This is a genomic window from Cellulomonas hominis (genome assembly GCF_005239125.1).
GTDB classification, from domain to species: Bacteria; Actinomycetota; Actinomycetes; order Actinomycetales; family Cellulomonadaceae; genus Cellulomonas; species Cellulomonas hominis_A.
Window position 1 is genome coordinate 1 of sequence record NZ_SZYE01000045.1, and the last position, 22970, is coordinate 22970.

The window sequence follows — 22970 nt, forward strand, 5'->3', positions numbered from 1 at the left end:
CGGGCGGCGACGCCGGCGACGGCGCGGCGGCGCACGCGCGCGGCGGGAGCGCCGGCGTCCCCGGACCCGGCGCCCGGCCCGCGACGTCCGCCCTGCCCGGCTTCGACGGCACTGACCTCGACACGTGGCCCGCGGACCTGCCCGGCGGGACGCTGCCCGAGCGGGTCGAGACGCAGGACGCCAGCGGCCTGACGGTGCGCGGCTACCCCGCGCTGGTGGAGCACGGCACCGGCCCGGCGGCGACCGTCCGGGTCGAGGTGCTGGCCGACGCCGGCGACCAGGCCGTCCGGCACCGCCGCGGCCTGCGCCGCCTGCTGCTCCGGGACGTCGGCCTGGCCGCGGGCCGGATCACGTCGCGGTGGTCCGGCACCCAGGCGCTCACCCTCGCGGCGAGCCCGTACCCGAGCACCGAGGCGCTGGTCGCCGACGTGCAGCTCGCGGCGGTCGACCTGCTGCTGACGGAGCACCTGGGCGGCCGCCCCGCCACCGCCGTCCGGTCAGCCGACGCGTACGCCGCCGCCCGCGGGTTCGTCCGGGACCGGCTCGAGGACACCGTGCACCGCGTGGTGCAGGACCTCGTCGCGGTGCTCGCCGCCGCCCGGGACCTCGACGGCGCCGTCCGCGGCACCCGCTCGCTGGCGCTGCTCGGCACCGTCCGCGACGTGCAGGAGCAGGCCGCACGCCTCGTGCACGACGGCTTCGTCTCCGCGACCGGCGCCGACCGGCTGCCCCACCTGGCGCGCTACCTGCGCGCCGCGGCGTACCGGCTGGAGAAGGCCGCCGGCAACCCGGCCCGCGACGAGCAGCTGGCCTGGCAGGTGCGCGACCTGGAGCAGCTGCTCGGGCAGACGCGGGCGCGGGTGACGAGCCGGACGCTCGTGCCGGCCGACCTGGCCGCGCTGGACGACGCGCGGTGGCTGCTGGAGGAGCTGCGGGTCAGCCTGTTCGCGCAGCAGCTCGGCACCCCGGTCCCGGTCAGCGAGAAGCGCATCCGCAAGGCCCTCGCGGCGCTGGCGTAGCGCCGCGAGGACCCTCGCGGGTCAGTCCGCGTGGGACGAGCGGGCGTAGTCCTGGTCCTTGGTCTCGCGGGACAGGATCAGCGCCACCAGCGTCAGGACGCCCATCGCCGACAGGTACACGCCGACCAGCCACGTGCTGCCGTCGGCGGTGGCCCACAGGGCGAGCGCGACGATCGGGGCCAGCGCGGCCCCGAGGATCGACGACACGTTGTAGGCGACCGCGGAGCCGGTGTACCGGACGTTCGTCGGGAACAGCTCGGGCAGCAGCGCGCCCATGGGGCCGAACGTCGCGCCCATGAGCAGGAACCCGAGGACCAGGAACGCCTGGGTCAGCGCGCCGGTGAAGACGAGGTCGTCCCGCACGGTGAGGAACAGCGGGAACGTCAGCCCGAACACGATGATCGCCGAGGTGACGCCGATGAGCAGGCGCCGGCGGCCGAGCCGGTCGGCCAGGGGACCGGACAGCATCGTGAAGATGCCGAAGAACAGCACGCCGATGATCTGCATCAGCACGAAGTGCACGTACGGGATGCCCAGGCCGCCGGGCTCGCCGCCCTCGGGGGCGACCGCGCGGGTGCCGTAGGTCAGCGTGAAGTTCGTCATCAGGTAGAACAGCACGTAGGTCGCCAGCATGATGAACGTGCCGAGCAGGGTCTCGCGCCAGTGGAACTTCAGCGTCGTGCCGAGCGGGACCTTCGTGATGGTGCCCTTCTTCTCGGCCTGGGTGAACGCCTCGGACTCGACCAGCTTGAGCCGCACCCACAGGCCGATGATCACCATCACCGCGGAGAACAGGAACGGCACGCGCCAGCCCCAGGACATGAACGCGTCCGAGCCCTGGCCGAGGGCGCCGTTGATGACGAGGAAGATGCCGTTGGCGATGATGAAGCCGAGCGGGGCACCGAGCTGCGGGAACGTGCCGTACCAGGCGCGCTTGCCGGCGGGGGCGTTCTCGGTCGCGACCAGCGCCGCGCCGGACCACTCGCCGCCGAGCGCGAAGCCCTGCGCGAGCCGCAGCACCAGCAGGGCGACGGTCGCGCCGACCCCGATGTGGCCGAACGTCGGCAGCAGGCCGATGAGGAACGTCGCGACGCCCATGGTCAGCAGCGAGTAGACCAGCGTGGTCTTGCGGCCGCGGCGATCGCCGAGGTGGCCGAAGAAGACCGCGCCGATCGGGCGGGCGACCATCGCGGCGCCGAACACCGCGAACGACGCGAGCAGCGCCGTGGTGTCGTTGCCGGTCGGGAAGAACAGCTTCGGGAACACGAGGACGGCGGCCGTCGCGTACACGTAGAAGTCGTAGAACTCGATGGTGGTGCCCACGAGGCTCGCCGCGATGACGCGGGACGGCGAGTTGAGCGGCCGGGACGCGGCCGGCGGCGTGGTGGTGGGCGCGGTGGTGGCTGACATGCGTGGCGACTCCTCGACGATCCGGGTGGCGCGGACCACCGGTGACGTCGGGGGTCGGCTCCAGGTCGGCTCGCGGGACGGTCGGTGCTCCAGCGCTCGGCCGACCCTACGCCGTCTCACGGGTCAGACAAGTGGCGCCCGCATCGTGGACAGGCTCGTCGAGGTCGTCCACAGCCGGCGTCGCGGTGCGGGTTGTGGAGGACCGCCGCCGCCTGTCGGACACCTGCGGCAGAGTGGCCGCATGACGAGCAGCGACACCCCCGCAGCCGGCCGCCGGTGCTTCGGCGACGGCGACCCGCTCTACGAGCGCTACCACGACGAGGAGTGGGGTCACCCGGTGCACGGCGAGCGGGAGCTCTACGAGCGGCTGACCCTCGAGGCGTTCCAGTCGGGCCTGTCGTGGATCACGATCCTGCGCCGGCGCGAGGGGTTCCGGGCGGCCTTCGACGGGTTCGACCCGGCCGTCGTCGCCGGGTACGACGAGCACGACGTCGAGCGGCTCATGGCCGACACCGGGATCATCCGGAACCGCGCCAAGATCACGGCCGCGGTCGCCAACGCGCGCGCCCTGCTCGACCTGCACGGCCGCGGGCTCAGCCTCGACGAGGTGTTCTGGTCCGCGGCGCCGACCGGCGACGAACCCCGGCCGCGGCCGCGCACGTTCGCCGAGGTGCCGTCGTCCACCCCGGAGTCGGCCGCCCTCGCCAAGGAGCTGAAGCGGCTCGGCTTCCGGTTCGTCGGCCCGACGACCGCGTACGCGGCGATGCAGGCCTGCGGCGTCGTCGACGACCACCTCGCGGGCTGCCCGGTCGTCCTGGACCGCGCCGCGGGGTGACCGGTGGACGGGAGATCCCCGGGCGCGCGGCATGATCGAGCAGATCGTCTAGGTCGGGATTGCCTTGAGCGTCTACCCCGCACGCGACTACCATCGTGAAGCGGACCGCGGTCCTGCGGCGGCTGCGACGGGCCGCGCGCGACGCCGGCGTGTCCTACGACGTGGTCGAGCTGACGAACCACACCGGCGTCGTCGTCGGCGGGGTGCGCTCCACCCTCGGCCGGCACACGGAGATCGACGACGTCACGGTCCGGAAGTTCTTCGACCAGTACGCGACGGTGCTCGGGAAGGGGTGGTGGCGGTGACGCGGTACACGGTGACCGCCGAGCGGGGCCGACGCTGGTGGGTGCTGCAGTGCGTCGAGCACCCCGGTGCCATCTCCGAGGTGGCCCGGCTCGACCAGGCCCCGGACGCCATGCGGGAGGCGATCGCGTTCGTCGCGCAGGTCGACCCCGCCGAGGTGGAGATCGACCTGCGGCCCACCGTCCCGGACGAGGTCGACGCGCACGTCCGGACGGCCGCGCGCCTGCGTGCGGAGGCCCACCGCGCCAACCGCGAGGCCGCCGCCGAGTCGCGTGCCGCCGCGCATGCCCTGCGGGACGCGGGGCTCACCGTCCGCGACGTCGGGACGGTCCTGGGCGTCTCGCACCAGAGGGCGCACCAGCTGCTCACCCGCTGACCCTCGCGCTCGACGGGATGCCGGCCCCGCGGCCCGCGAGCCGGCACCGCCCACGAGCCCGTCCGGCCTGCGAGGCAGGCGCGGACGGAGCCGCCGGGTTCCCACCCCGTGCCGGTCAGCCCTCCCCGAACGCCCGCACCGGCAGCCCGTCGACCGGCACGTCCACCCCCAGCACCGCCCCCGCCAGCGGGTCCCCGTCCGCGTGCGCGGTCGTCACGTAGGCCCGCCCGGACCCGGGCGCCCCGAACCCCAGGCAGGTGACCCGCGCCGTCGGCACGCGCACCGCCCCGAGCGGGGTGCCGTCCGGCGCGAACCGCAGGACGGCGCCGCCGCCGTACAGCGCCACCCACAGGCAGCCGTCGGCGTCCACGGTGGTGCCGTCCGGCTGGGGGCCGGCGGGGTCGAGGGCGAGGAACGCCTCCGGTGCACCGACGGTGCCGGTCGCCCGGTCGTACGGCGCGCGGTACACGGTCCTGGTGCCGGTGTCGGTCAGGTAGAGCGTCGCGCCGTCCGGGCTCCACTGCACCCCGTTGCCGCAGCCGACCCCGGTGATCGCCGCGGTCACCTCGAGCGCGCCGTCGCCCCCGGCGCGCTCCGCCACGCGGTAGAGGGTGCCGTCGCCGACCGAGCCGTCGCGCGGCATGGTCGCGACCCAGAGCCGGCCGGCGCCGTCGCAGGCGCCGTCGTTGAACCGGTAGCCGGCGGGCATCCCCTCCGGCCGGGTGAGCGGCCCGAGCGTCGTCCCGTCGTGCACCCCGAGCCCGTCGGCGGTGGCGAGCAGCAGGCCGCCCCGCGCCGCGGGCCACGCGAGGGAGACCGGCGACGGCACGCTGGTCACGGCGTCCCGCGCGTGGTCGCCGCCGGCCCACCGGTGCACGCTGCACGCGTCGATGTCGACCCACACGACGGAGCCGTCGCGGGCGTCGTGCACCGGCCGCTCGCCGAGGCGGGCCCGGACCTCGCCGAGGACCCGCGCCCCGGGCGCGTCCGGCGGGACCAGGTCCCGGGTGTCGATCCGGCGGTCGGGCAGCGGGACGGTGCGCAGGTCGGTCACCCCAGGCAGCCTCGCACGGCCGCGCCCCGGCCGCCCGTCACGCGGCCCGGGCCGAGAGGGTGCGGGCGCGCAGCAGGTCGAACAGCCGGTCCACCTCCTCGCGGGTCTCGTGGTCCAGCACGAAGCCGTGCGGCGCCCGTGCGTCGGTGCGCTCGAGCACGCCCTGCCGGACCAGGAGGTGCTTCTCGACGGCCACGAACACGTCGATGGAGGTCTGCAGGGCGACGAGGGCGGACAGCGGCCCGCTGATCTCGTACGCGGTGTCCCACCGCCCGGCCTCGACGAGCTCCCAGAGCCGCACGATGGCCCAGGTCACCTCCGCGCCCGGCATGGTCCCGACGACGCCGCGGCGGTAGGAGTCGACCAGCGCGGCGCCGCCGGTGCCCTCGAAGACGCGGGCGCGCCCGCCGGTCGCCTCACGGAGCTGGGTGAGGCGCTGGCCGATCGGCGCCGCCTCCGGCTTGAAGTAGACCCGCTCGCCGTACCGGTCGAGCAGCCGCATCTGCAGGTCGATGGACAGGGACCGGCCCACGTACCCGGAGGCGTCCTGGACGACCACGCCCAGGCCGGTGGCCTCCACGATCGCGGAGTAGTAGCCGAACAGGGCGTCGTCCCCGAGCTGCACCGTGATCGGCGGGATCGCCATGACGGCGTCGGCGCCGACGGCCTCGGCGTGCCGTGCGGCCTCCACCGCGCCGAACGTGGACTCGGCGCCGCAGCTCACGACGGCCAGGGCCCCGCGGGCGCGCGCCTGCTCGGCGACCACCTCCGCGAGCCGGGCGCACTCGGTCGAGGTCATGCGCAGGATCTCGCTGACCATGCCGGTGGTGACGCCGTGGGCGCCCTGGTCGACGACCCAGTCGACCTCGCGGCGCAGCGCGGCCTCGTCGATCGTCCCGTCGGCGGTGAACGGGGTCTGGACGACCGGCAGGACGCCGGCCAGGGGGCGCGGTGCGGACATCGGGTCTCCTCGGTGAGTGGGTCGTGCGGTCGGGTGGGGGTCGCGGGGCGCGGTCACGAGCGGCCCACGACGGGTTCGACGAAGGTGCGGTGCGCCGGGGTGGGCGCGGTCAGGAAGTCCAGGTCGGCGCCGCGGTCGGCCTGCAGCACGTGGTCGGCGTAGAGGCGGGGCCAGCCGCGCAGGTGCTGCGCCCCCGCCCGCGGGGCCGCCCCGCGGGCGGACCGCCGGCGGGCCAGCTCGGCGTCCGGCACGAGCAGGTCGAGGCGCCGCGCCGGGACGTCGAGCCGGACGCGGTCGCCGTCCTCGACGAGCCCGAGCGGGCCGCCCACGGCCGCCTCGGGCGCGACGTGCAGCACCACCGTGCCGAACGACGTGCCGCTCATCCGGCCGTCGCTGACGCGCACCATGTCGCGGACGCCGCGCTCCACGAGGCGCTGCGGGATCGGCGCCATGCCCCACTCGGGCATGCCGGGCACGCCGACGGGGCCGCAGCCGCGGACGACGAGGACGTCGCCGGGGTCGACCTCGAGCGCGGGGTCGTCGAGCCGGGTCCGCATGTCGTCGTAGGAGTCGAACACCACGGCCCGCCCGGTGTGCGCGAGCAGGTCGGGGCTCGCGGCGGCGACCTTGATCACGGCGCCCGACGGGGCGAGCGTGCCGGAGACGGCCGCGAGGGTCGGGGCCGGCAGCACGGGGTCGGCGAGCGTCCGCACCAGCGAGCCGTCCGCCCCCGGCGCGGGGTAGGCCGGCAGGACGTCGCGCCACGCGCGCCCGTCGCCGGCCACGGCGTCCAGGTCGGCGAGGCCCCCGGCGCCCAGCGCGGCGAGGACCGTCGGCAGCCCCCCGTCGCGGCGCAGCCGGTGCACCAGGCCGGACCCGCACGGCTCGACGTCCGCGAGCAGCGGCACGCCCCGCCACAGGGCGTCGAACCGGTCGAGGGAGGCGTCGAGCCCCAGCCGCCCGGCGACCGCGGCCAGGTGGATGACGGCGTTCGTGGAGCCGCCCACGGCCGCGAGCACCCGCGCCGCGGTGTCGAGCGCCGCCTGGGTGAGCCGGGCCGACGGGCGCTCGTCGGCCCGCACCATGGCGACGAGCCGCTCGCCCGTCGCGCGGGCCGCCGCCTCGATGTCGGGGCCCACGGCGTCGAGCAGGGCGGTCCCCGGCAGGGCCATGCCCATCGCCTCGGTCAGCATCGCGAGCGTGGACGCGGTGCCCATGACGTTGCAGGCACCGGGGCCGGCGCACGCCAGGCACTGCTCCAGACCGCGCCAGCCGGCGTCGTCGAGCACGCCGGCGCGCCGGTCGTCGAGAGCGCGCCACAGGTCGGTGCCCGCCCCGAGCGCCCGGCCGCGGAACTCCGGCGCCGACCGCGCGCCCCCGAGCAGCAGCAGGGCGGGCACGTCCGCGCTGGCGGCGGCCATGAGCGCAGCGGGGACGGTCTTGTCGCAGTTCGCGAGGTGGACGACGCCGTCGAGCGGGTACGCGCGGACGGTCTCCTCGAGCTCCATCGCGACGAGGTTCCGGTAGAGCATCGCGGACGGCTTCATCAGGTCCTCGCCCAGCGACATCACGGGGAACCGCACCGGGACGCCGCCCGCCGCGCGGACCCCGTCGGCGACGTGCTCGGCGAGCGCGGTGAACCCGGCGTTGCACGGGTTGAGGTCGGAGGCGGTGTCCGCGATGCCGATCACGGGGCGGCCGGCGTCCTCGGGCCCGAGCCGCAGGGCGACGCGGTGCAGCACCGCCACCTCGTCGTCCCCGGCGAACCAGCCGACGCTGCGCAGCGTCACGCACCCACCCCCGACCGCCGCGCGCCCGCGTCCTCGGGGTCGGCCCCGAGCGCCGCGGTCCAGCCGCCGTCGATCGCGATGGTCTGCCCGGACACGTACGACGCGTCGTCGGAGAGCAGGAAGGCGACGACGGCGGCGACCTCCGCCGGCTCGGCGATGCGCAGGGCCGGCGACCGCCGGGCGAGGAACGCCTCGGCGGCCGCGGGGTCCGGGGCGCGCCCGAACGACGCCTCGAGCGCGGGGGACCGCACCGCCCCGGGGGCGACGGCGTTGGCCCGGATGCCGCGGGCCGCGTAGGTCACGGCCACCGACCGGGTGAGCGCCTCGACCGCGGCCTTGGTCATCTCGTAGACGGTGTGCTCGGGGTAGGCGGCGCGGCCGTGCACGGACGACATGCTGACCACCGACCCGCCGCGGCCCTCGGCGACCCAGTGCGCGACGGCGGTCTCGCAGCCCCACAGCGAGCCGAGCTGGTTCCCGCGGACCATGTCGAGTGTGACCTCCTCGGACAGCTCGGTGAGCCCGTTCCGGACGGTGGTGCCGGCGCAGTTCACCCAGCCGCCGAGCGGCGCCAGGCCGAGCGCCGTCGCGAGCAGCCGGCGGTGCAGGGCGCGCTCCGCGACGTCGCCCACGCACCCGGCCGCGGTCCCGCCGGCGGCCGCGACCTCGGCCACCACCGCGTCCACCCGCCCGGCGTCGCGGCCGACGACCACCACGGACCAGCCGTCCGCGGCGAGCCGGTGCGCGATCGCCCGGCCGATCCCGGAGGACGAGCCGGTGACGACGACGGAGCGGCCGGGCGGGGCGGTGGGCCGAGGGGCGGACGGGGCGGCGGGAGCGGTCATGCGGTCACCTCGCGGGGTCGGGGCAGGGCGGCGACGAGGGCGTCCGCCGCGTCGGTCAGGTCCTCCAGGCCGCCCGGGGCCAGGAGCGTCTGCCACACCTGGTAGCGGTCGCGGTCGTAGGAGGCCCGGTCCGGCAGGTAGACGAACCCGGGGCCGTTGGTGAGGTTGAGGACGAGCACCGCGCGGTCGGGGTGGCGGCGGCGCAACTCGGTCTGCAGGGCGGAGAACGCCTCGCCCGGGTGCGCCACGACCACGGCGTCGCCCAGGCCCCAGACCCACAGCGGGTGGGCGGCGACGCCGTCCGCCACGTAGCCGTCGGCCAGCCGGGTGGCGCGGCGCACGCGCTCGGCGGCCGCGACCGGGTCGATCCCGGCCCACTGCTCGGCGACCTGCGCGGCGGTCGGTGCCGGGCGCGCCGCGAGCGGGACGGTGCGCGCGGCGCAGCGCACCCCGGCCGGGTCGGGGGCCGGCTCGCGGACCCAGAGCCCCAGCGGGGCGCCGGACTCGACCACGCCGTCGAACCGCAGCCGGGTGCCCGGGTCGCCGAGCTGCTCGAGCACGGCGACCGCGGCGTGGCCGAGCGCCCGCCCGTTGCGGTCCGCCTGCTCGGTGCCCGGCCCGTACTGCTCGCGGGGCGCCAGCTCGCCCGAGGCGCCCTGCAGGAACAGGCACGGCGCCCCCGTCGCGGCCTCGACCACCTCGCGTGCGGCCCCCACGAGGTCGGGCGACACCAGGCTGTTGCGGTGCGCGAGCGTCGTCGGGTGGCAGGCGTAGTTGAGCAGGACGCCGAGCGGTGCCCCGCCGGCGGCCGGCGACACCCGCCCGACGACGAGGGTGCCGTCGGCGGGCGTCCCCGGGTCGAACGCCACGACGTCCCGGTCCCCGCAGGGCAGGTTCCGGGCGACGGCCAGGTCGGACCACCCCGAGCCCCACGTGACCACGGCGTCGACGGCGGCGTCCCGGGCCGTGCGGCACGCGGCGCGCGCCCCCGCCTCGAGGCTGCGGTGGTAGCCGTCGAGCAGGTCCGCCCCGGGCAGGTCGAGCCCCAGGTCCGACACCGACGGGCCGGCGTGGGTGTGCACCAGGTGCAGCAGCAGGTCGTCGGGCTCCGCCCGCAGGGCCCGCAGCAGCGGGTCGCGCAGCCGCTCGAAGGACGCCGCGTCCCGCCACCAGCCCAGGTCGAGCGTCAGCAGGTACCGCCACCGCCCGGCGCCCGGGTCGTGGAAGGCGAGCGCGGTGGCGGTGAGCGGCCGGTGCACACCGGTGGCGACCTCGGTGCGGGACGCGCCCCAGTTGTGCGCCCGGACGCCGACCGGCGGGGTGATGTCCGCGCGGCCGACGCCGGCGCGCAGCCGGGACTCCCGCGGGGTCCAGGTCGTCACGGCCGGCGCGACGTCGCGCAGCACGGGCGCCCCGGTCACCGCGCACCCCCCGCCGGCGCGGCCGGCGCACCGGCCCGCGGGTCGCCGCCGGCCCGCGCGAGCGCGTCCGCCGAGCCGGCCCGCAGCAGGGTGGTGTCGGTGGCGACGGTGAGCATCCGCACGCCGCGCGCCTGCCAGTACGCCGCCATCTCGGGAGTCGCGCAGTGCAGGCCCAGCACGGTCCCCGCGCCGGCCGCCGCGGCCACGAGGCCGTCGAGCGCCGCGTGCACGTCCGGCGAGGTCGTGTAGGTCGCGCGGCCGTGGCCGAGGGACAGCGCGAGGTCGTTCGGCCCGACGTAGACCGCGGCCACGCCCGGCACCGCCGCGATCGCCGCGGCGTTCCGCAACCCGGCCGCCGTCTCCACCATGACGACCACGAGCCGGCCGGCGTCCGCCTCGGCCGGCGGGGGTGCCGCGCCGTCGACGTCGCCCCACACCGGGCCCCAGGACCGGACGCCGCCGGGCGGGTAGGTGCACGCGGCGACCGCGGCCGCCGCCTGCTCCGGGGTGTCGACCATGGGGACGACCACCCCGTCGGCGCCCAGGTCCAGCGCGCGCATCATCAGCTCGGGATCGGGCCCGGGCACCCGGACGAGCGTCGTCGCCGGCGTGTGCCGCAGGGCCTGCAGCACCGGGAGCACCGTGCCGGGGCCCGTCATCCCGTGCTGCAGGTCGACGCACACGTAGTCGTACCCGGCCCGGCCGAGCAGCTCCGCCACCACCGGGTCCGGCAGCGTGCTCCACACGCCGTGCGCCGGCTCCCCCGCCGTCCACCGCTCCCGCACCCGTGCCCCGTGCCCGCTCATGCCATCCGCTCCAGGTCCTCGTCCGTCACCGCGTGCCGCAGCGCGTCGCCGCGCGCGTACCGCGCCACCTCGTCCGCCACGATGCCGCCCTGCCGCAGCCGGCCCTCCACGGTGCCCGCCGCGTGGTGCGGCGTCAGCAGCACGTTCGGCAGCCCCCGCAGCGGGTGGTCGCCGGGGAGCGGCTCCTCGTCGAACACGTCCAGCGCCGCGTCGATCCGCCCGGTGCGCAGCTCGGCCAGCAGGGCCGCCTCGTCCACCAGCCAGGACCGCGCGGTGTTGACCAGGCCGGCCCCGTCGGGCAGCAGGGCCAGGCGCCGCGCGTCGATCAGGTGGTGGGTGCCGGGCAGGGACGGCGCGTGCAGCACCACGACCCGCGAGCGCCGCAGCAGGTCGTCCAGCGCGACGGGCTCCACCCCCAGCGTCGCGGCGTCCTCCGTGGTCAGGTAGGGGTCGCTGACCAGGACGTGCGCGCCGAGCGCCCGCAGCAGCGCGATGTTCGCCCGGCCCGTCCGCGAGGCGCCGACGACGCCGATCGTGGTCCCGAGCACCTCGTGCCGCGGGGGCGCCGCCTCCGCGGCGGCCCAGGGCGTGCCCGCGTGCAGTGCGTGGTCGGACCGCGGCACCCGGTGCAGCAGCGCCAACGTGAAGGTGAGCGCCACCTCCGCGACGGACCGCGCCATCCCCTGCCCGGCCTGCGTCACCGCGATCCCGCGCGCCGCGACGGCGGGCGTGCGGAACGGCCGGACGGTGGCGCCGGTGTGCGCGACGAGGCCGAGCGCCGGCAGCCGGTCGAGCAGGTCGGCGTCCAGCGGCGGCTGCCCCCAGGTGGTGACCAGCACGCGGGCCTGGGGCCAGCGGGTCGCGTCGAGGAGCGCCGCGCCGCCGTCGAGCCACGCCACGTGCCCGCCGAGAGCGGCGGCGGCCGCGCGCAGCCCCGCCTCGGCGGCGGCGTCGAAGAACGCGGCCCGGAGGTCCGGCGGCACCGCGACCAGGACGGCCGTCACGCCAGCCACCCGTCGAGGTGCTCGGCGACGAACGCGTCGTCGGACAGCCAGGGGTGCAGCCGGAGCACCCGGTCGATCTCGTCCGCCTGCCCCGGCGACAGGGTCTCGTCCGGGTCGAGGCACCAGGTCCCGGCCAGCAGGCCCTGCCGGCGCAACACCTCGTGCACGCCCGCGATGCAGCCGGCGAACCCGTGCTGCGGGTCGAACAGCGCCGCGTTGGCGTCGGTGACCGCGGCGGACCGCGCGACCAGGTCGGCCAGCGCCTCCCGGTCGCCGGCGCGCGCCCGGCCCACCTGCTCGTGCAGCTCGACGGCGCGCCGCGTCCACACCGACCAGTGCCCGAGCAGGCCGCCGACCACCCGCCGCGTGACCGGCGCGCCGTCCGGCCCGTCGAACGTGAGGTCGGCCAGCAGGTCCGCGACGATCCCGTCGTCGTTGCCCGTGTACAGGGCGATCTCCGCGCCGCGGGACGCCCCGGCGACGGCGCGGGCCACGTCGAGGGTGCGGTACCGGTCGAACGGCGCCGCCTTGATCGCCACCACCGCCTCCAGCTCCGCGAAACTGCGCCAGAAGTCGAGGGAGAGCCGCGGCCCGCGGATGGCGGACTGCAGGTAGAAGCCGATCACCGGCAGCACCTCGCCGACGGCGGCGGCCCGCTCGATCGCGTGGTCCTCGAGCCGGGCGGGGTCGGCGAGCAGCGGGTCGCCGGGCGCGGGGCGGGGCGGGCTCAGCAGCACCGCGTGGTACCCGAGCGACGCGGCGACCTCGGCCTCGGCCACCGCCTGGGCGGTCGGCCCCGCGACGCCGGCGACCCGGACGAAGGGCCGGTCCGCGGCGAGCGCGCCGTCCAGGGTGTCGGCGGCGAGCGCGAGCACCGGCTCGTACAGGCCGACGTCCCGGATCTCGAACTGCGTGGTGTGCACCCCGACGGCGACCCCGCCCGCGCCGGCATCGGCGTAGTACCGGGTCAGCGCGCGCTGGTGCCGCTCGTCGAGCCGGCGGTCCTCGGTGAGCGCGAGCGGGTGCGCCGGGATCACCGTCCCGGCGCGGAGCAGCGCCGCGACGTCGCGCGGCAGGGCGGGCGCGGCCATCAGAACCGCCCGTCCCGGACGGCCCACTTGGTGGGCTTCCCGCTGGTCGGCAGGCCGGCGGCGAGCCACTGCGCCTGCCAGTCGACGAGGGTGCCCGCGGTGACGTCGGGGTAGCCGAACAGGTCGAGGCACCGGGTGGCGTCGTTGAGCAGCGCCGTGCCGGCCGGGGCCCCGGTGAACGCGACGTCGCGCCCGAGGCCCGCGGCGAGCCGGCGGGCGACCCGCTCGACGGGCAGCACCTCCGGTCCGGTGAGGTTCAGCGTGAACACGTCGGGCGACGCGTGCGCCGTGGCGCGCAGGGTGACCTCGTTCGCGTAGCCCTGCCACACCACGTTCACGTGGCCGGTGGTGAGGTCGACCGGCTCGCCGGCGAGGATGGTGGAGGCGATGTCGTAGAGCACGCCGTACCGCAGGTCGACGGCGTAGTTGAGCCGGATCAGCGACACCGGCGTGCCCCGCGTCAGCGCGCCGTGCGCGAACACCCGCTCCCGGCCGAGGCAGGACATCGCGTACTCGCCGACCGGCCCGACCGGGTGGTCCTCGGCGGCCCCCTGGCTGCCGACCGGCACCAGCGGGTAGACGTTCCCCGTGGAGAACGCCGTGATCCGGCTGTCCCGGTACCGGCGCGCCACGCGGTCCGGCAGCGCCGCGTTCACGGCCCACGCCCAGGAGGGCGCCGCCGCCGCGCCGAACTTCGCCCCCACCATGAACAGCACGTCCGCGCCGTCCGGCAGCGCCGCGAGGTCGTCGTCGCCGAGCAGGTCGGCCCTCACCACCCGGACGCCCGCGGCGCGCAGCCGCCCGGCCTGGGCGGGGTCGGACCACCGCGACACGGCGTGCACCGCGTCGCCGTCGCGCCCGGCCGCGTCGAGGGCGCGCCGGGCGAGCACGGCGAGCGTGGGGCCCATCTTGCCGCCGGCGCCGAGGATCACCAGGTCGCCGGCGCCGCGGGCGAGGTCGGCGACCAGGGCGGGCGACGGGGTGGTGAGCCGGTCCTCGAGCTCCTGCTCGGACGTGAACATGCGGGTCCTTCCGGGTGGGACGTGCGGGGAGGGGGCGGGCGCGGCTCAGCCCTTGATGCCGGTCTGCGCGACGCCCTCCTGGAACGAGCGCTGCGCGACGGCGTAGGCCGCGAAGATCGGGACGAGCGCGACGACGGACCCGGCCAGCACCACGGACAGCGGCACCTGCTGCTGCCGCAGGGAGGCGATGCCGACGGTGAGCGTCCACATGTCCGCGCTCTTGCCGATGATCAGGGGCCACAGGAAGTCGTTCCAGTGCCAGAGGAAGACGAAGGTGCCGAGCGTCGCGAGCACCGGCTTGCACAGCGGCAGCACGATCGTGGCGAAGGTCCGCCACTCCCCCGCGCCGTCGATCTTCGCGGCCTCGAACAGCTCGTCCGGCAGCCCCTTGATGAACTGCCGCATGAGGAACACCGCCTGGGCGTTCGCGAGCGACGGGAGGATCAGCCCCCAGTAGGTGTCCACGCCGCCGAGCTTCGCCATCACGATGAAGGTCGGGATGAGCGTCACGTGGTACGGCACCATCACCATCGCGAGGAACGACCAGAACATCGCCTCCCGGCCCGGGAACCGCTTCTTGGCGAACGCGTAGCCGGCCATCGACGCCATCACGAGCACCGCGACGACGGACACCACCGAGTACACGACGCTGTTCAGGGTCCAGCGCAGCATGTCCTGGCCGGCGAGCACCTCGCGGAACGCCGAGGTGTCGAGGTTCCACGGCAGCAGCGAGGACGGGAAGTCGATCGCCGTCTCCGGTCGCAGCGCGATCACGACCATCGCGTAGAACGGGAAGATCGTGAGCACCGAGCCGGCCGCCAGCAGCAGCCCGCGCAGGACCTTGCCGCGGCGGGTCGGCTCGAGCGCCCGGTAGGGGCGGCGACGCGCTCGGGCGGCGGCGGGCGGGGCGGCCGGCGGGGCGCCGACCGGCAGAGTGGGGGCGCTCACGATTCCCTCCCGAGGAAGCGACGCTGGATCACGGCCACGACGAGGGTCATGGCGAACAGCGCGACGCCGATCGCCGCGGCGTAGCCGTAGTCCACGTACTTGAAGCCCTGGTCGTAGAGCATGTAGACGAGCGTGTAGCTGCCGCGGGCCGGGCCGCCCTGGGTCATGACGAAGATCAGGTCGAACACCTGGAACGACGCCGTCGTCTCGATGACCGCGAGGAAGAACAGCGAGGGCCTCAGGTGCGGCAGCACGATGTGCCGGAACCGCGCCCACGGGCCGGCGCCGTCGGTCAGCGCCGCCTCCTCGAGCTCGCGGGGGACCTCCTGGAGCCCGGCGAGCAGGATGAGCATCCCGTAGCCGAACCGCGACCAGACGCCGACGAGCACCAGCGCCGGGACCACGAGCAGCGACGACGAGAGCCACGACTGGCCGCTGCCGCCGAGCCACTGCGAGATCGTCGACACGGGGCCGTCGGTCGAGAACACCCAGACGAACACCGTGCCCGCGAGCACCAGCGACGTGATGACCGGCAGGAAGAACACCGAGCGGAAGAACCCGACGCCGCGGAACCGGCGGCGGACCGCGAGCGCCATGACGAGCGACATCCCGAGCGACAGCGGCACCGCGAGCAGCGTGTAGAGCACGGTGACCCGCAGCGCCTGCCAGAACACCGGGTCCCCGACCATGCGCTCGAAGTTGGCGAGCCCCTCCCACTCGAGGGAGCCGGAGATGTCGTAGTCGAAGAACGACAGCCCGACGCCCGCGATCGCGGGGCCGAACCGGAACGCCAGGAACAGCAGGAACGTCGGCAGGGCGAACAGCAGGCCGATGCGCGCGTCCCAGCGCGCCATCACGGAGCGCCGGCCGGCCCGGGCGGGCCCGCCGCGGCGCGCGGGCGCCGCGGCGGGCTCGTGCAGTGCGGAGGTCATCGCCTGGTCAGCCCAGCATCGCGTCGGCCGAGGCGGCGGCGTCGTCCAGCGCCTCCTGCGCGGACTTCTGCCCGAGCAGCGCGGCCTGGATCTCCGGGGCGAGGACGCCCATCACCTCGCGCGCGTGCTCGTTGACCGGGCCGACCGTGGTGTCGGGGATGGTCTGCTCGATCGCCCCGTACACCGGGTCGTCGGCGTAGAGCTCGCCCGTCGAGGAGAGCGGGGAGAACATCTTCGCGGTGGTGACGAACTCGGTGACCGGGTCGGCCGAGGTGACGAAGTCGATCCACGCGCCCGCGGCGGCCTTGTTCTCCGAGCCCTTCAGCATCGACAGCGACCCGACCGTGCCGTAGCCGACCGTCTCCTCGTGGGTCAGCGGCGGCTGGATGACGATGTTCTCGGTGCCCCAGTACGACTCGACGTCCGCCGGGCCGGACTGCCAGGTGCAGGCGACCTTGTTCTGCGCGAGCGCGGTCTGCTCGATGCTCGGGGTGGTCGTGATCAGGTCGGGCTCCAGGTAGCCGCCCTCGTTGAGCTCGACCAGGAACTCGAGCGCCTCGACGCCCTCGTCGGAGTTGAACGCCACCGACGTGCCGTCCTCGCTGAACACGTCCCCGCCCGCCTGCCACAGCAGCGGGTAGAACGTCATGTTCAGCGTGACCTCCGGCGAGCCCCAGTAGTTGGTCGCGTAGATGCCCTGCTCGGCGAGGTCGGGCGCGAGGTCCAGCAGGTCGTCCCACGTGGCCGGGTAGGTGGTGGAGCCGATCGCGTCGAACGCCGCCTTGTCGCAGACGAGCGGGTTGGAGCTGGTCAGCAGGGGCGCCCCGAGCATCTGGCCGTCGACGGTGATCGAGTCGGCGACGTTCGGGAGGATGTCGGCGACGTGCTCCGCGGACAGGTAGTCGTCGACCGGCTCGATGGACGACTGGTACGTCGCCAGCTGGTCGGGGATCAGGTAGACGACGTCCGGGCCGGTGCCCGACGCGATGGCGGTGGTCAGCGACTCGTCGCGGCCGGCCCACGGGTAGACCTGGACCTTCACGTCGACGTCCGGGTTCTCCTCGGTGAACGCCGCGACCTGCGCGTCCCAGAAGCCGGTGTGCGCGGCCTCGTCCGCGATGATCGGGTAGATCCACATCGTCACCTCGCCGGACAGCGCGCCGTCCTCGCCGCCGCCGGCGGAGCCGCCGTCGGAGGAGGAGGAACAGCCGGCGAGCAGGACGGTGCAGGCGGCTCCGGCCGCCACCAGCGACTTCGTCGCGAGTCTCATCGCATCTCCTTGGTCAGGACCCTGGGGTCGGGGGAAGGCAGGGACTGCTGGGGGACGTGCGGGTGGTGCGTGGTGCCCCGGTCGGCGGCCGTCACGCGGCGCCCACCTCCCGGACCTGGCCGGTGCGGCGCGCCTGCTCGGCGGCGAACACGACGAGGTGGCTGTCGAGGGACTCGGCCGCGCCGGACCGGACCCAGGTGCGGTCGCCGGTGGCGACCGCGGCGGTGAAGGCGTCCATCAGGCCGGCGTCGCCGCCGCCGTGGCCGTCCGCGGCGTTCGACCCCGCGGCGCCGGTGTCGAGCACGCGGACGGTGTTGTCGCGGAAGTCCACGACCCGCACCCGCTCGCCGTCGCCCTCCAGCGACCCGTGGGTGCCGAACACCCGGGTCTGCCGGTGGGTCTGCTCCGAGAACGCCGTCATCGTGAACGTGGCCGCGGCGCCGCCCTCGAGCCGCATCGCGACCACCTGGTGGTCCACGACGTCGTTGTCGCAGTCCCACACGCACCGCCCGTACGGGCCCGTGCGCAGCGCGTCGACGACCCCCTGCTCGTCGGTGCGCGACGTGACGACGGTGACCGGCCACACGGGGCCGTCGGCCCGCAGCGTGCCCAGGTACAGCCGGGGCGCGGAGTAGGGGCAGGTCGGCTCGAGCGCGCAGTCGAGGCACCGGTCCGCCGCACCGGCGGGCCGGTGCTCGGGGCGGAACTCCGTGAGCGACCCGTAGGAGGAGACGGACTCGACCCGCAGGCCGGTGACGTACCGGATCCAGTCGACGTCGTGGCACGACTTGGCCAGCAGCATGGGCGCCGACTCGTCCTCGCGCCGCCAGGGGCCGCGCACGTACGAGTGCGCCATGTGCCACCAGCCGACCGGCTCCAGGTGCTGCACGTCGACCACCCGGCCGAGGACGCCGGAGTCGACGACCTCCTTCACCAGGTCGGTGTACGGCGTGTACCGCAGGACGTGGCACACCCCGAACAGCACGCCGGCGCGCTCGACCGCGGCGACGATCCGGCGGCACTCCTCCTCGGTGGGCGCGATCGGCTTCTCGAGCAGCACCGCGTAGCCCAGCGCGGCGAAGGCCTCCGCCGGCTCCGCGTGGTCCCGGTCCTGAGTGGCGATGACCACCATGTCCGCGACCCGGCCCTGCGCCACGAGGTCGCGCCAGTCCGCGTAGTGCGCCACGCCGGGGTCGCCCGCCGCCACCAGGTCGCGCCGCCGCCGCTCCGGGTCGGCGACCGCGACCAGCCGGGCCCGGCCGGGGTGCTCCCGCGCCCACGACAGGTACGTCTGCCCGCGGTTGCCGGCGCCGACCAGGGCCACGGTGACGGGCGGGAGGCCGGCCACGGCGTCGGCGGGTCGCCGTCGCGCCGCCCGCTCCCAGGTGCCGGCCGCGGGGGCGGCGGGCGCCGTGGGCGACCGCGTCCCGGCGGGCGCGGGGACGCCCGTGGGCGCACCCGTCGTGCCACGGGACGTCTCGCTGCTCGTTGCCATGCCGACCGCCTGGGGACTCGTCGCGTCTGGACTCGTCCGCGCGGTGCGCGTCGTGGCGTCGGGGGCCGTGCTGGCGGTCGTCCTCCCCGTCGAGGGCGACCGTCTGGCGGAGCGCAGGGGGCTGGCCTGCGTCGCGACGACCCTCCCGGGCTGGGGCGGGTCGTGCAGTGGGACGGGACGCTAGCCGGGGGGCGCCGGTCCGTCAACCACCTCGGGGCCACCGACCGTGGTCACCGCGGGGGCGTCCGGGTCGTACCCGAGGTCGCGCGAGATGCGCCCGGCGGCGTCCCGCACCGTGCGGCCGAGCTCCTGGTAGTGCCAGGCCGGCTGGTCGAGCTTGAGGCCGGTGATCGAGATCGCCCCGACGCACGCGCCGTCGTGCCCGAGCAGCGGCGAGCCGATGCAGAACACGCCCTCGGCGTCCTCCTCGTCGTCGATCGCGTAGCCCTGGGCGCGGCTCTCGGCCAGGTGCGCGAGCAGCGTGCCGGGGTCGGTGATCGTGCGCGCCGTGCGGCGCAGCAGGCCGACGCGACCCACCAGCTCGCGGACCTGCTCCGGGGGCAGGCAGGACAGGATCGCCTTGCCCAGGCCGGTGGAGTGCGGCAGCTCGTGGCTGCCCATCCGCAGGTCGAGCCGGACCCGCTCGTTCCCCCCGACCTGGTCGATGACGACCGCCTGGTCCTGCACGAGGGTGGCCAGCCGCGCGGTCGCGGCCGTGGTCCGGGCGAGCGCCACGAGGTGCGGGCGCGCGACGTCCCGCAGGGACGTCTGCGCGAGGGCCTGCGAGCCGAGCCGCGCGAGCGCCATGCCGAGCCGGTACCGCCGCGACATGCCCGCGCCGTCGTCGGCGACCAGGCCCCGCCGCGTCAGGGTGTACAGGGTCGCGAAGGCCGCGCTCTTGGACAGGCCGAGCGCCTGGCCGATCTCGGTCACCGACATGCCCTCGCCGGGTGGGCGCGCGGCGAGCAGCTCGAGGACGTCGACGGCGCGGGCCACCGATCGGACCCAGTACCGGGAGTCCTCGGGCTCGGGCGGGCTGGGCTCCATGCGGTCTCCCCCTGCTGGCCGGGGCGCCGCGCCGGCGCCGTGCTGCCAGGCTAGCCGCTGTTCGGCATCGCCGACTAGTGTCGTCGCCAGCCGCGGCGGCCGCCCGGGTCGTGCGGCCGGGCGGTCCGGGCCGGCGCCGCGCGCGCTGTTCGGTCCTCACGAACGAGGAGGGTGCGGGTGCGACTGGCGATCGTCGGCGGGGCGTCCTCGCACGTCGACCAGGTCCTGCGGCTCGTGCGCGCGGGCTCCCTCGGCCCGGAGGTCGACGTCGTCGTCGTGGCCGCCCCGGACGCCGAGCCGGTGCCGGACGACCGCCTGGCCGCGCTCGGGGCCTGTGGCGTGCCGGTGGTGCGGACGGGCGCCCCGGCGGCCACGGCGCGCGCCGTGGTGCGGCACGGGCCGGAGGCGGTGCTGGTCGCCACCCGGGACGCCGCCGGCCACCGGGCCCTGACGGCGCCGCTCCTGCGGGCGGACCTCCCCGTGCTGGTCGACAAGCCCTTCACCGCCGACCCCGACGACGCCGCCGTCCTGGTGACGCTCGCGGCGGCGCGCGGCGTCGGGCTGACGAGCGCCTCGGCGCTGCGGTTCCACGCGGGCGCGACGGCGCTCGCCGCGCGCTGGCGGGCGGCACCCGGCGGCCTGGCGATCCACGCCAGCGGGCCGGCCGACCCGGCCTCGCCGCACGGCGGGCTCGCGTTCGCGGCCGTGCACGTCGTGGAGCTCGCCCTGGCCGCGCTGCGCGACCGCCCTGACGGGCCTGTGCCCGTCGCCGCCGCGGCCGGGGTGCGGACGGCGGTCGTGCCCGCGGGCCGCGACGTCGCGACGATCACGGTCGCCACCCCGCTCGACCGCGTGGGCACCCCGTACCACCTCGCCGTCACGGGCCCGGCCGGCCGCGAGGACCTCCGGGTGGACCTGGCGGACGACTACCTGCGGCCGGTGCTCGCCCGGTTCGCGGCCGGCGTCCGGACCGGCGTCGTCGCACCCTCCGGCGCCGCTCTGGTCGACTCCGTCCGGGTGCTCGCCGCGCTGTGCGCGTGACGGCGGCGGACGCGGCGGAGGGCAGCACCCGGTCGGGGTGCTGCCCTCCAGGGGTGCGGTCCAGCCCGGCCGCGGCCCCGAGTACTGCCTCGCGCTCCGCCAAGAGCACTTACCAAACGCCATTCGGCACAACCGAACGGACGCTTCATTCAAGCGCCCGACCACGGCGGGGGCAAGGGCTGGGCGTTACGGTTCTGTAAAGCCTGCGGGCGTTCGGCCTGGCCGAACGCGTGTCACACGACGAGGTTGCCGTCCGTGAGCACCCGGTCGCCCGTCGTCGGGAGCGCCGTGCGGACGACCCCCCGCTCGACGTTCGCCGTGTGCAGGAGCGAGGAACCGGCCCCGAAGGCGCCGTCACCCAGCTCCAGGCGCCCGCCCTCGAAGGTGCACCCGGTCGCCCGGTAGTGGTTCGCCCCTCCCGTCAGCGCCACGTGCGCCACGTCGGCCGAGCCGGCGGTCCCGGCGTAGCCGTCGAACGACCACGTCAGCGTCCCGCCGCCCGCGGCCCGGCCGAACACCACCCCCGACGCCGGCGCACCGGTCGCCCCGGATCCCCCCGTCACCACCAGGGACTGGTCGCCGGTGCCCGCGAGCAGGACGCCCGTCCCGGACAGGTCGGTGCCGTCGAGCACCAGCCGGGACGCGGCCACCGTGATCGCCGCCGCGCCCTGGGCGCCCACCAGCGTGCAGCCCGTGAGCGTGAGCGGCCCGGTCCCCGCGAGCAGGGCCGTCGCGCCGTCCAGCCCGGTGATCGTCGTGCGGACCAGGTGCACCGGCGTCGTCACGTTCCCCGCCACGAACGGCATCGACGCCTGCTGGTCGGCCAGCCCGATCACGCAGTCCTCGATCACCGTCGGCCGCGCCGACAGGTCGGTCGCCTGCGACAGCTGGAACCGGCCGTCCACCCGGCACCCGCGCATCTGCAGCCCGTCGGCGTTCACCCACATCCAGGAGACGTAGTCGGGCATGCTCGGGTCGCGCACCACCTGGCAGTCCTCGAGCGTGAGGTCCACGACGCCGACCCGCGCGAAGAACAGCGCGGCCACCTGCTGCCGGACGGTCACCCGCTTCGCGCGGCCGCCCCAGGTGGCCCCCGAGTTGGCGAACGTCATCAGGCCCGAGTTCCCCACGTAGGTCAGGTCGTGCTCGTACTGGCCGTGCGTGACGAACGGGCCCTGCACGTCGCCGTCGCCGTGGCAGTTCTCGACGGTCGAGTACGCGGCGCAGGTGAAGTCGTTGAGGTGCCGGGCGTTCGACGTCCGGCAGTCGACCACGTGCGCGTACAGGCAGGAGATCTGCTGCGTGAGGTAGCCCGCGCCGCCGAGGGTGACGCTGACCGGGTTGACCAGCGAGCACTGCGACGTCACGTACGAGGTGTTCCAGCGCCGCATGACCACCGGCCAGAACGTGTGCTCGGCGTCCACCTGGTGCACGTCGCAGCGCGTCGCGTACTCGAAGGCGACCGGGTGCGAGCCGGTCACCTGGTCCGTGCCCGTCCCGCGGAACCGCATCCGCTGCACGGTGACCCGCTGCACGGGCTCCACCCGCGTGAACGTCAGCACCCGCCCGGCGTCCAGCGGCCACCCGGTCTTGTAGCCGAGCCGCACGTGCGTGCCGTCGACGAGCTGCGTCACCTGGACCAGGTACATCAGCTCGCGCTCGGCGCTGCCGCCCCCCGGCCGCGTGTCGGTCTGCACCGCGTACCAGTCCCCGACCGCGAACGCCGCGGAGTCCGGCACGGGCACGATGTCGACCAGCTCGGGCAGCGGCGCGGCCAGGGTCGAGGTCACCACCTGGTCCGTGACGGCGCCCCGGAAGAACAGCACCGCCGCGAACGGGTCGTTGGCCGCCGCCGGCTCGATCCCCTCGGTGGTGACCAGGCGGCCCCCGAAGTCCAGCACCAGGTCGGACCGGGTGAACCGGTGCCGGCGCACGAAGTTCAGGTCCGTGTGCGCGTCGATGCGGTGCACCGCGGGGTCGCCGACCATCGCGTCGAGGGCGTCGTCCGCCGGCGTCGTCGCGTCCAGGACGCCGAACTGCCGGAAGTCGAGCGTCCCGTCGTGCACGAGCAGCCACCGGCCGCGGGCGCGCCGGTCGGACGCGATGACCGTCCCGCCGTTCGGCTCGGCGGTCGACCCGTCGTCCCAGCGCGCGACCATCCCGCCGCCGTCGCCCGGCGCGGCGTACCCCGCGACCAGGACGACGTCGCCCGCGGACGGCGTGCGGCGCCGCAGGTCGGCGACCGTCGCGACGGTCGCGGCACGGGCGGCGGGGGCGGGGCCGGCGGGGGCGGTGGCCGG

The 22970-nt window shown here is 76.1% G+C and carries 21 protein-coding genes; 5 read left to right on the forward strand and 16 right to left on the reverse strand.

Features of this window, described 5'->3' with window-relative positions; all coding sequences use genetic code 11:
- On the forward strand, positions 1-1019 hold a 1019-nt coding region (locus tag FA014_RS07885; RefSeq protein ID WP_154729142.1), incomplete at its 5' end, for a DUF3418 domain-containing protein.
- 21 nt (positions 1020-1040) lie between these two features.
- Here the strand turns inward: FA014_RS07885 and FA014_RS07890 are convergent.
- Positions 1041-2429 carry an MFS transporter gene (locus FA014_RS07890; protein WP_154729143.1) on the reverse strand — a complete coding sequence of 463 codons (1389 nt, stop codon included), beginning with the start codon at positions 2427-2429 and terminating at the stop codon, positions 1041-1043.
- A gap of 241 nt (positions 2430-2670) precedes the next feature.
- Here FA014_RS07890 and FA014_RS07895 point away from each other — a divergent pair, with 241 nt between their 5' ends.
- From FA014_RS07895 to FA014_RS07905, 3 genes are all read left to right on the forward strand, one after another.
- Positions 2671-3264 (forward strand): DNA-3-methyladenine glycosylase I, encoded by a 594-nt coding sequence (locus FA014_RS07895; RefSeq protein ID WP_154729144.1) that lies wholly within the window; start codon positions 2671-2673, stop codon positions 3262-3264.
- A 95-nt stretch (positions 3265-3359) separates the two neighbouring features.
- A complete protein-coding gene (locus FA014_RS07900; protein WP_154729145.1) occupies positions 3360-3569 on the forward strand; it encodes a ribonuclease PH in 210 nt (69 codons plus the stop codon).
- The gene (locus FA014_RS07905) at positions 3566-3943 is read left to right on the forward strand and encodes a hypothetical protein (protein WP_154729146.1); all 378 of its coding nucleotides are present in this window, start codon (positions 3566-3568) and stop codon (positions 3941-3943) included. Before FA014_RS07900 ends, FA014_RS07905 begins: the two co-directional genes overlap by 4 nt.
- A gap of 115 nt (positions 3944-4058) precedes the next feature.
- On the opposite strand, the gene FA014_RS07910 is transcribed toward FA014_RS07905, so the two are convergent.
- The 14 genes from FA014_RS07910 to FA014_RS07975 all read right to left on the reverse strand — a co-directional run bounded on the left by FA014_RS07910 (position 4059) and on the right by FA014_RS07975 (position 19629).
- Positions 4059-4997 (reverse strand): SMP-30/gluconolactonase/LRE family protein, encoded by a 939-nt coding sequence (locus FA014_RS07910; RefSeq protein ID WP_195969199.1) that lies wholly within the window; start codon positions 4995-4997, stop codon positions 4059-4061.
- 37 nt (positions 4998-5034) lie between these two features.
- Positions 5035-5958, reverse strand: coding sequence for a dihydrodipicolinate synthase family protein (locus FA014_RS07915; protein ID WP_154729148.1), 924 nt, complete (start codon positions 5956-5958; stop codon positions 5035-5037).
- A gap of 53 nt (positions 5959-6011) precedes the next feature.
- Complete coding sequence (locus FA014_RS07920; protein WP_154729149.1) at positions 6012-7748, reverse strand: dihydroxy-acid dehydratase; 1737 nt, start codon at positions 7746-7748, stop codon at positions 6012-6014.
- Complete coding sequence (locus tag FA014_RS07925) at positions 7745-8593, reverse strand: SDR family NAD(P)-dependent oxidoreductase (protein WP_154729150.1); 849 nt, start codon at positions 8591-8593, stop codon at positions 7745-7747. The genes FA014_RS07920 and FA014_RS07925 overlap by 4 nt, the downstream gene beginning before the upstream one ends.
- Complete coding sequence (locus FA014_RS07930; protein WP_154729151.1) at positions 8590-10014, reverse strand: hypothetical protein; 1425 nt, start codon at positions 10012-10014, stop codon at positions 8590-8592. Before FA014_RS07930 ends, FA014_RS07925 begins: the two co-directional genes overlap by 4 nt.
- Positions 10011-10820, reverse strand: coding sequence for an HpcH/HpaI aldolase family protein (locus tag FA014_RS07935; protein WP_154729152.1), 810 nt, complete (start codon positions 10818-10820; stop codon positions 10011-10013). Before FA014_RS07935 ends, FA014_RS07930 begins: the two co-directional genes overlap by 4 nt.
- Entirely contained in the window at positions 10817-11824 is a 1008-nt protein-coding gene (locus FA014_RS07940) for a hydroxyacid dehydrogenase (RefSeq protein ID WP_195969200.1), read from the reverse strand. Before FA014_RS07940 ends, FA014_RS07935 begins: the two co-directional genes overlap by 4 nt.
- The gene (locus FA014_RS07945) at positions 11821-12915 is read right to left on the reverse strand and encodes a dihydrodipicolinate synthase family protein (RefSeq protein WP_154729154.1); all 1095 of its coding nucleotides are present in this window, start codon (positions 12913-12915) and stop codon (positions 11821-11823) included. Before FA014_RS07945 ends, FA014_RS07940 begins: the two co-directional genes overlap by 4 nt.
- Positions 12915-13937: an NAD-dependent epimerase/dehydratase family protein gene (locus tag FA014_RS07950; RefSeq protein ID WP_154729155.1), complete on the reverse strand. Its 1023-nt coding sequence runs from the start codon at positions 13935-13937 to the stop codon at positions 12915-12917. The genes FA014_RS07945 and FA014_RS07950 overlap by 1 nt, the downstream gene beginning before the upstream one ends.
- 45 nt (positions 13938-13982) lie before the next feature.
- Positions 13983-14885, reverse strand: a complete 903-nt coding sequence (locus FA014_RS07955) for a carbohydrate ABC transporter permease (RefSeq protein WP_230322962.1) — start codon at positions 14883-14885, stop codon at positions 13983-13985.
- A complete protein-coding gene (locus tag FA014_RS07960; protein ID WP_154729156.1) occupies positions 14882-15817 on the reverse strand; it encodes a carbohydrate ABC transporter permease in 936 nt (311 codons plus the stop codon). Before FA014_RS07960 ends, FA014_RS07955 begins: the two co-directional genes overlap by 4 nt.
- Before the next feature lie 7 nt (positions 15818-15824).
- The gene (locus tag FA014_RS07965) at positions 15825-17087 is read right to left on the reverse strand and encodes an ABC transporter substrate-binding protein (RefSeq protein ID WP_154729157.1); all 1263 of its coding nucleotides are present in this window, start codon (positions 17085-17087) and stop codon (positions 15825-15827) included.
- 91 nt (positions 17088-17178) lie between these two features.
- Complete coding sequence (locus FA014_RS07970; protein ID WP_154729158.1) at positions 17179-18582, reverse strand: Gfo/Idh/MocA family protein; 1404 nt, start codon at positions 18580-18582, stop codon at positions 17179-17181.
- A 180-nt stretch (positions 18583-18762) separates the two neighbouring features.
- Positions 18763-19629: an IclR family transcriptional regulator gene (locus FA014_RS07975; protein ID WP_154729159.1), complete on the reverse strand. Its 867-nt coding sequence runs from the start codon at positions 19627-19629 to the stop codon at positions 18763-18765.
- Between the two features lie 177 nt (positions 19630-19806).
- On the opposite strand from FA014_RS07975, the gene FA014_RS07980 reads away from it, so the two are divergent.
- On the forward strand, positions 19807-20670 hold the full coding sequence (locus FA014_RS07980) for a Gfo/Idh/MocA family oxidoreductase (protein ID WP_195969201.1): 864 nt from the start codon (positions 19807-19809) through the stop codon (positions 20668-20670).
- Positions 20671-20903: 233 nt separating this feature from the next.
- Here the strand turns inward: FA014_RS07980 and FA014_RS19920 are convergent.
- On the reverse strand, positions 20904-22970 hold a 2067-nt coding region (locus FA014_RS19920), incomplete at its 5' end, for a peptidase C14 (protein ID WP_230322963.1).

Coding starts and splice junctions, on each gene's coding strand:
- FA014_RS07890 (WP_154729143.1), bottom strand. CDS start 2,429: ATGTCAGCCACCACCGCGCCCACCACCACGCCGCCGGCCGCGTCCCGG.
- FA014_RS07895 (WP_154729144.1), top strand. CDS start 2,671: ATGACGAGCAGCGACACCCCCGCAGCCGGCCGCCGGTGCTTCGGCGAC.
- FA014_RS07915 (WP_154729148.1), bottom strand. CDS start 5,958: ATGTCCGCACCGCGCCCCCTGGCCGGCGTCCTGCCGGTCGTCCAGACC.
- FA014_RS07925 (WP_154729150.1), bottom strand. CDS start 8,593: ATGACCGCTCCCGCCGCCCCGTCCGCCCCTCGGCCCACCGCCCCGCCC.
- FA014_RS07935 (WP_154729152.1), bottom strand. CDS start 10,820: ATGAGCGGGCACGGGGCACGGGTGCGGGAGCGGTGGACGGCGGGGGAG.
- FA014_RS07945 (WP_154729154.1), bottom strand. CDS start 12,915: ATGGCCGCGCCCGCCCTGCCGCGCGACGTCGCGGCGCTGCTCCGCGCC.
- FA014_RS07950 (WP_154729155.1), bottom strand. CDS start 13,937: ATGTTCACGTCCGAGCAGGAGCTCGAGGACCGGCTCACCACCCCGTCG.
- FA014_RS07960 (WP_154729156.1), bottom strand. CDS start 15,817: ATGACCTCCGCACTGCACGAGCCCGCCGCGGCGCCCGCGCGCCGCGGC.
- FA014_RS07965 (WP_154729157.1), bottom strand. CDS start 17,087: ATGAGACTCGCGACGAAGTCGCTGGTGGCGGCCGGAGCCGCCTGCACC.
- FA014_RS07970 (WP_154729158.1), bottom strand. CDS start 18,582: ATGGCAACGAGCAGCGAGACGTCCCGTGGCACGACGGGTGCGCCCACG.
- FA014_RS07975 (WP_154729159.1), bottom strand. CDS start 19,629: ATGGAGCCCAGCCCGCCCGAGCCCGAGGACTCCCGGTACTGGGTCCGA.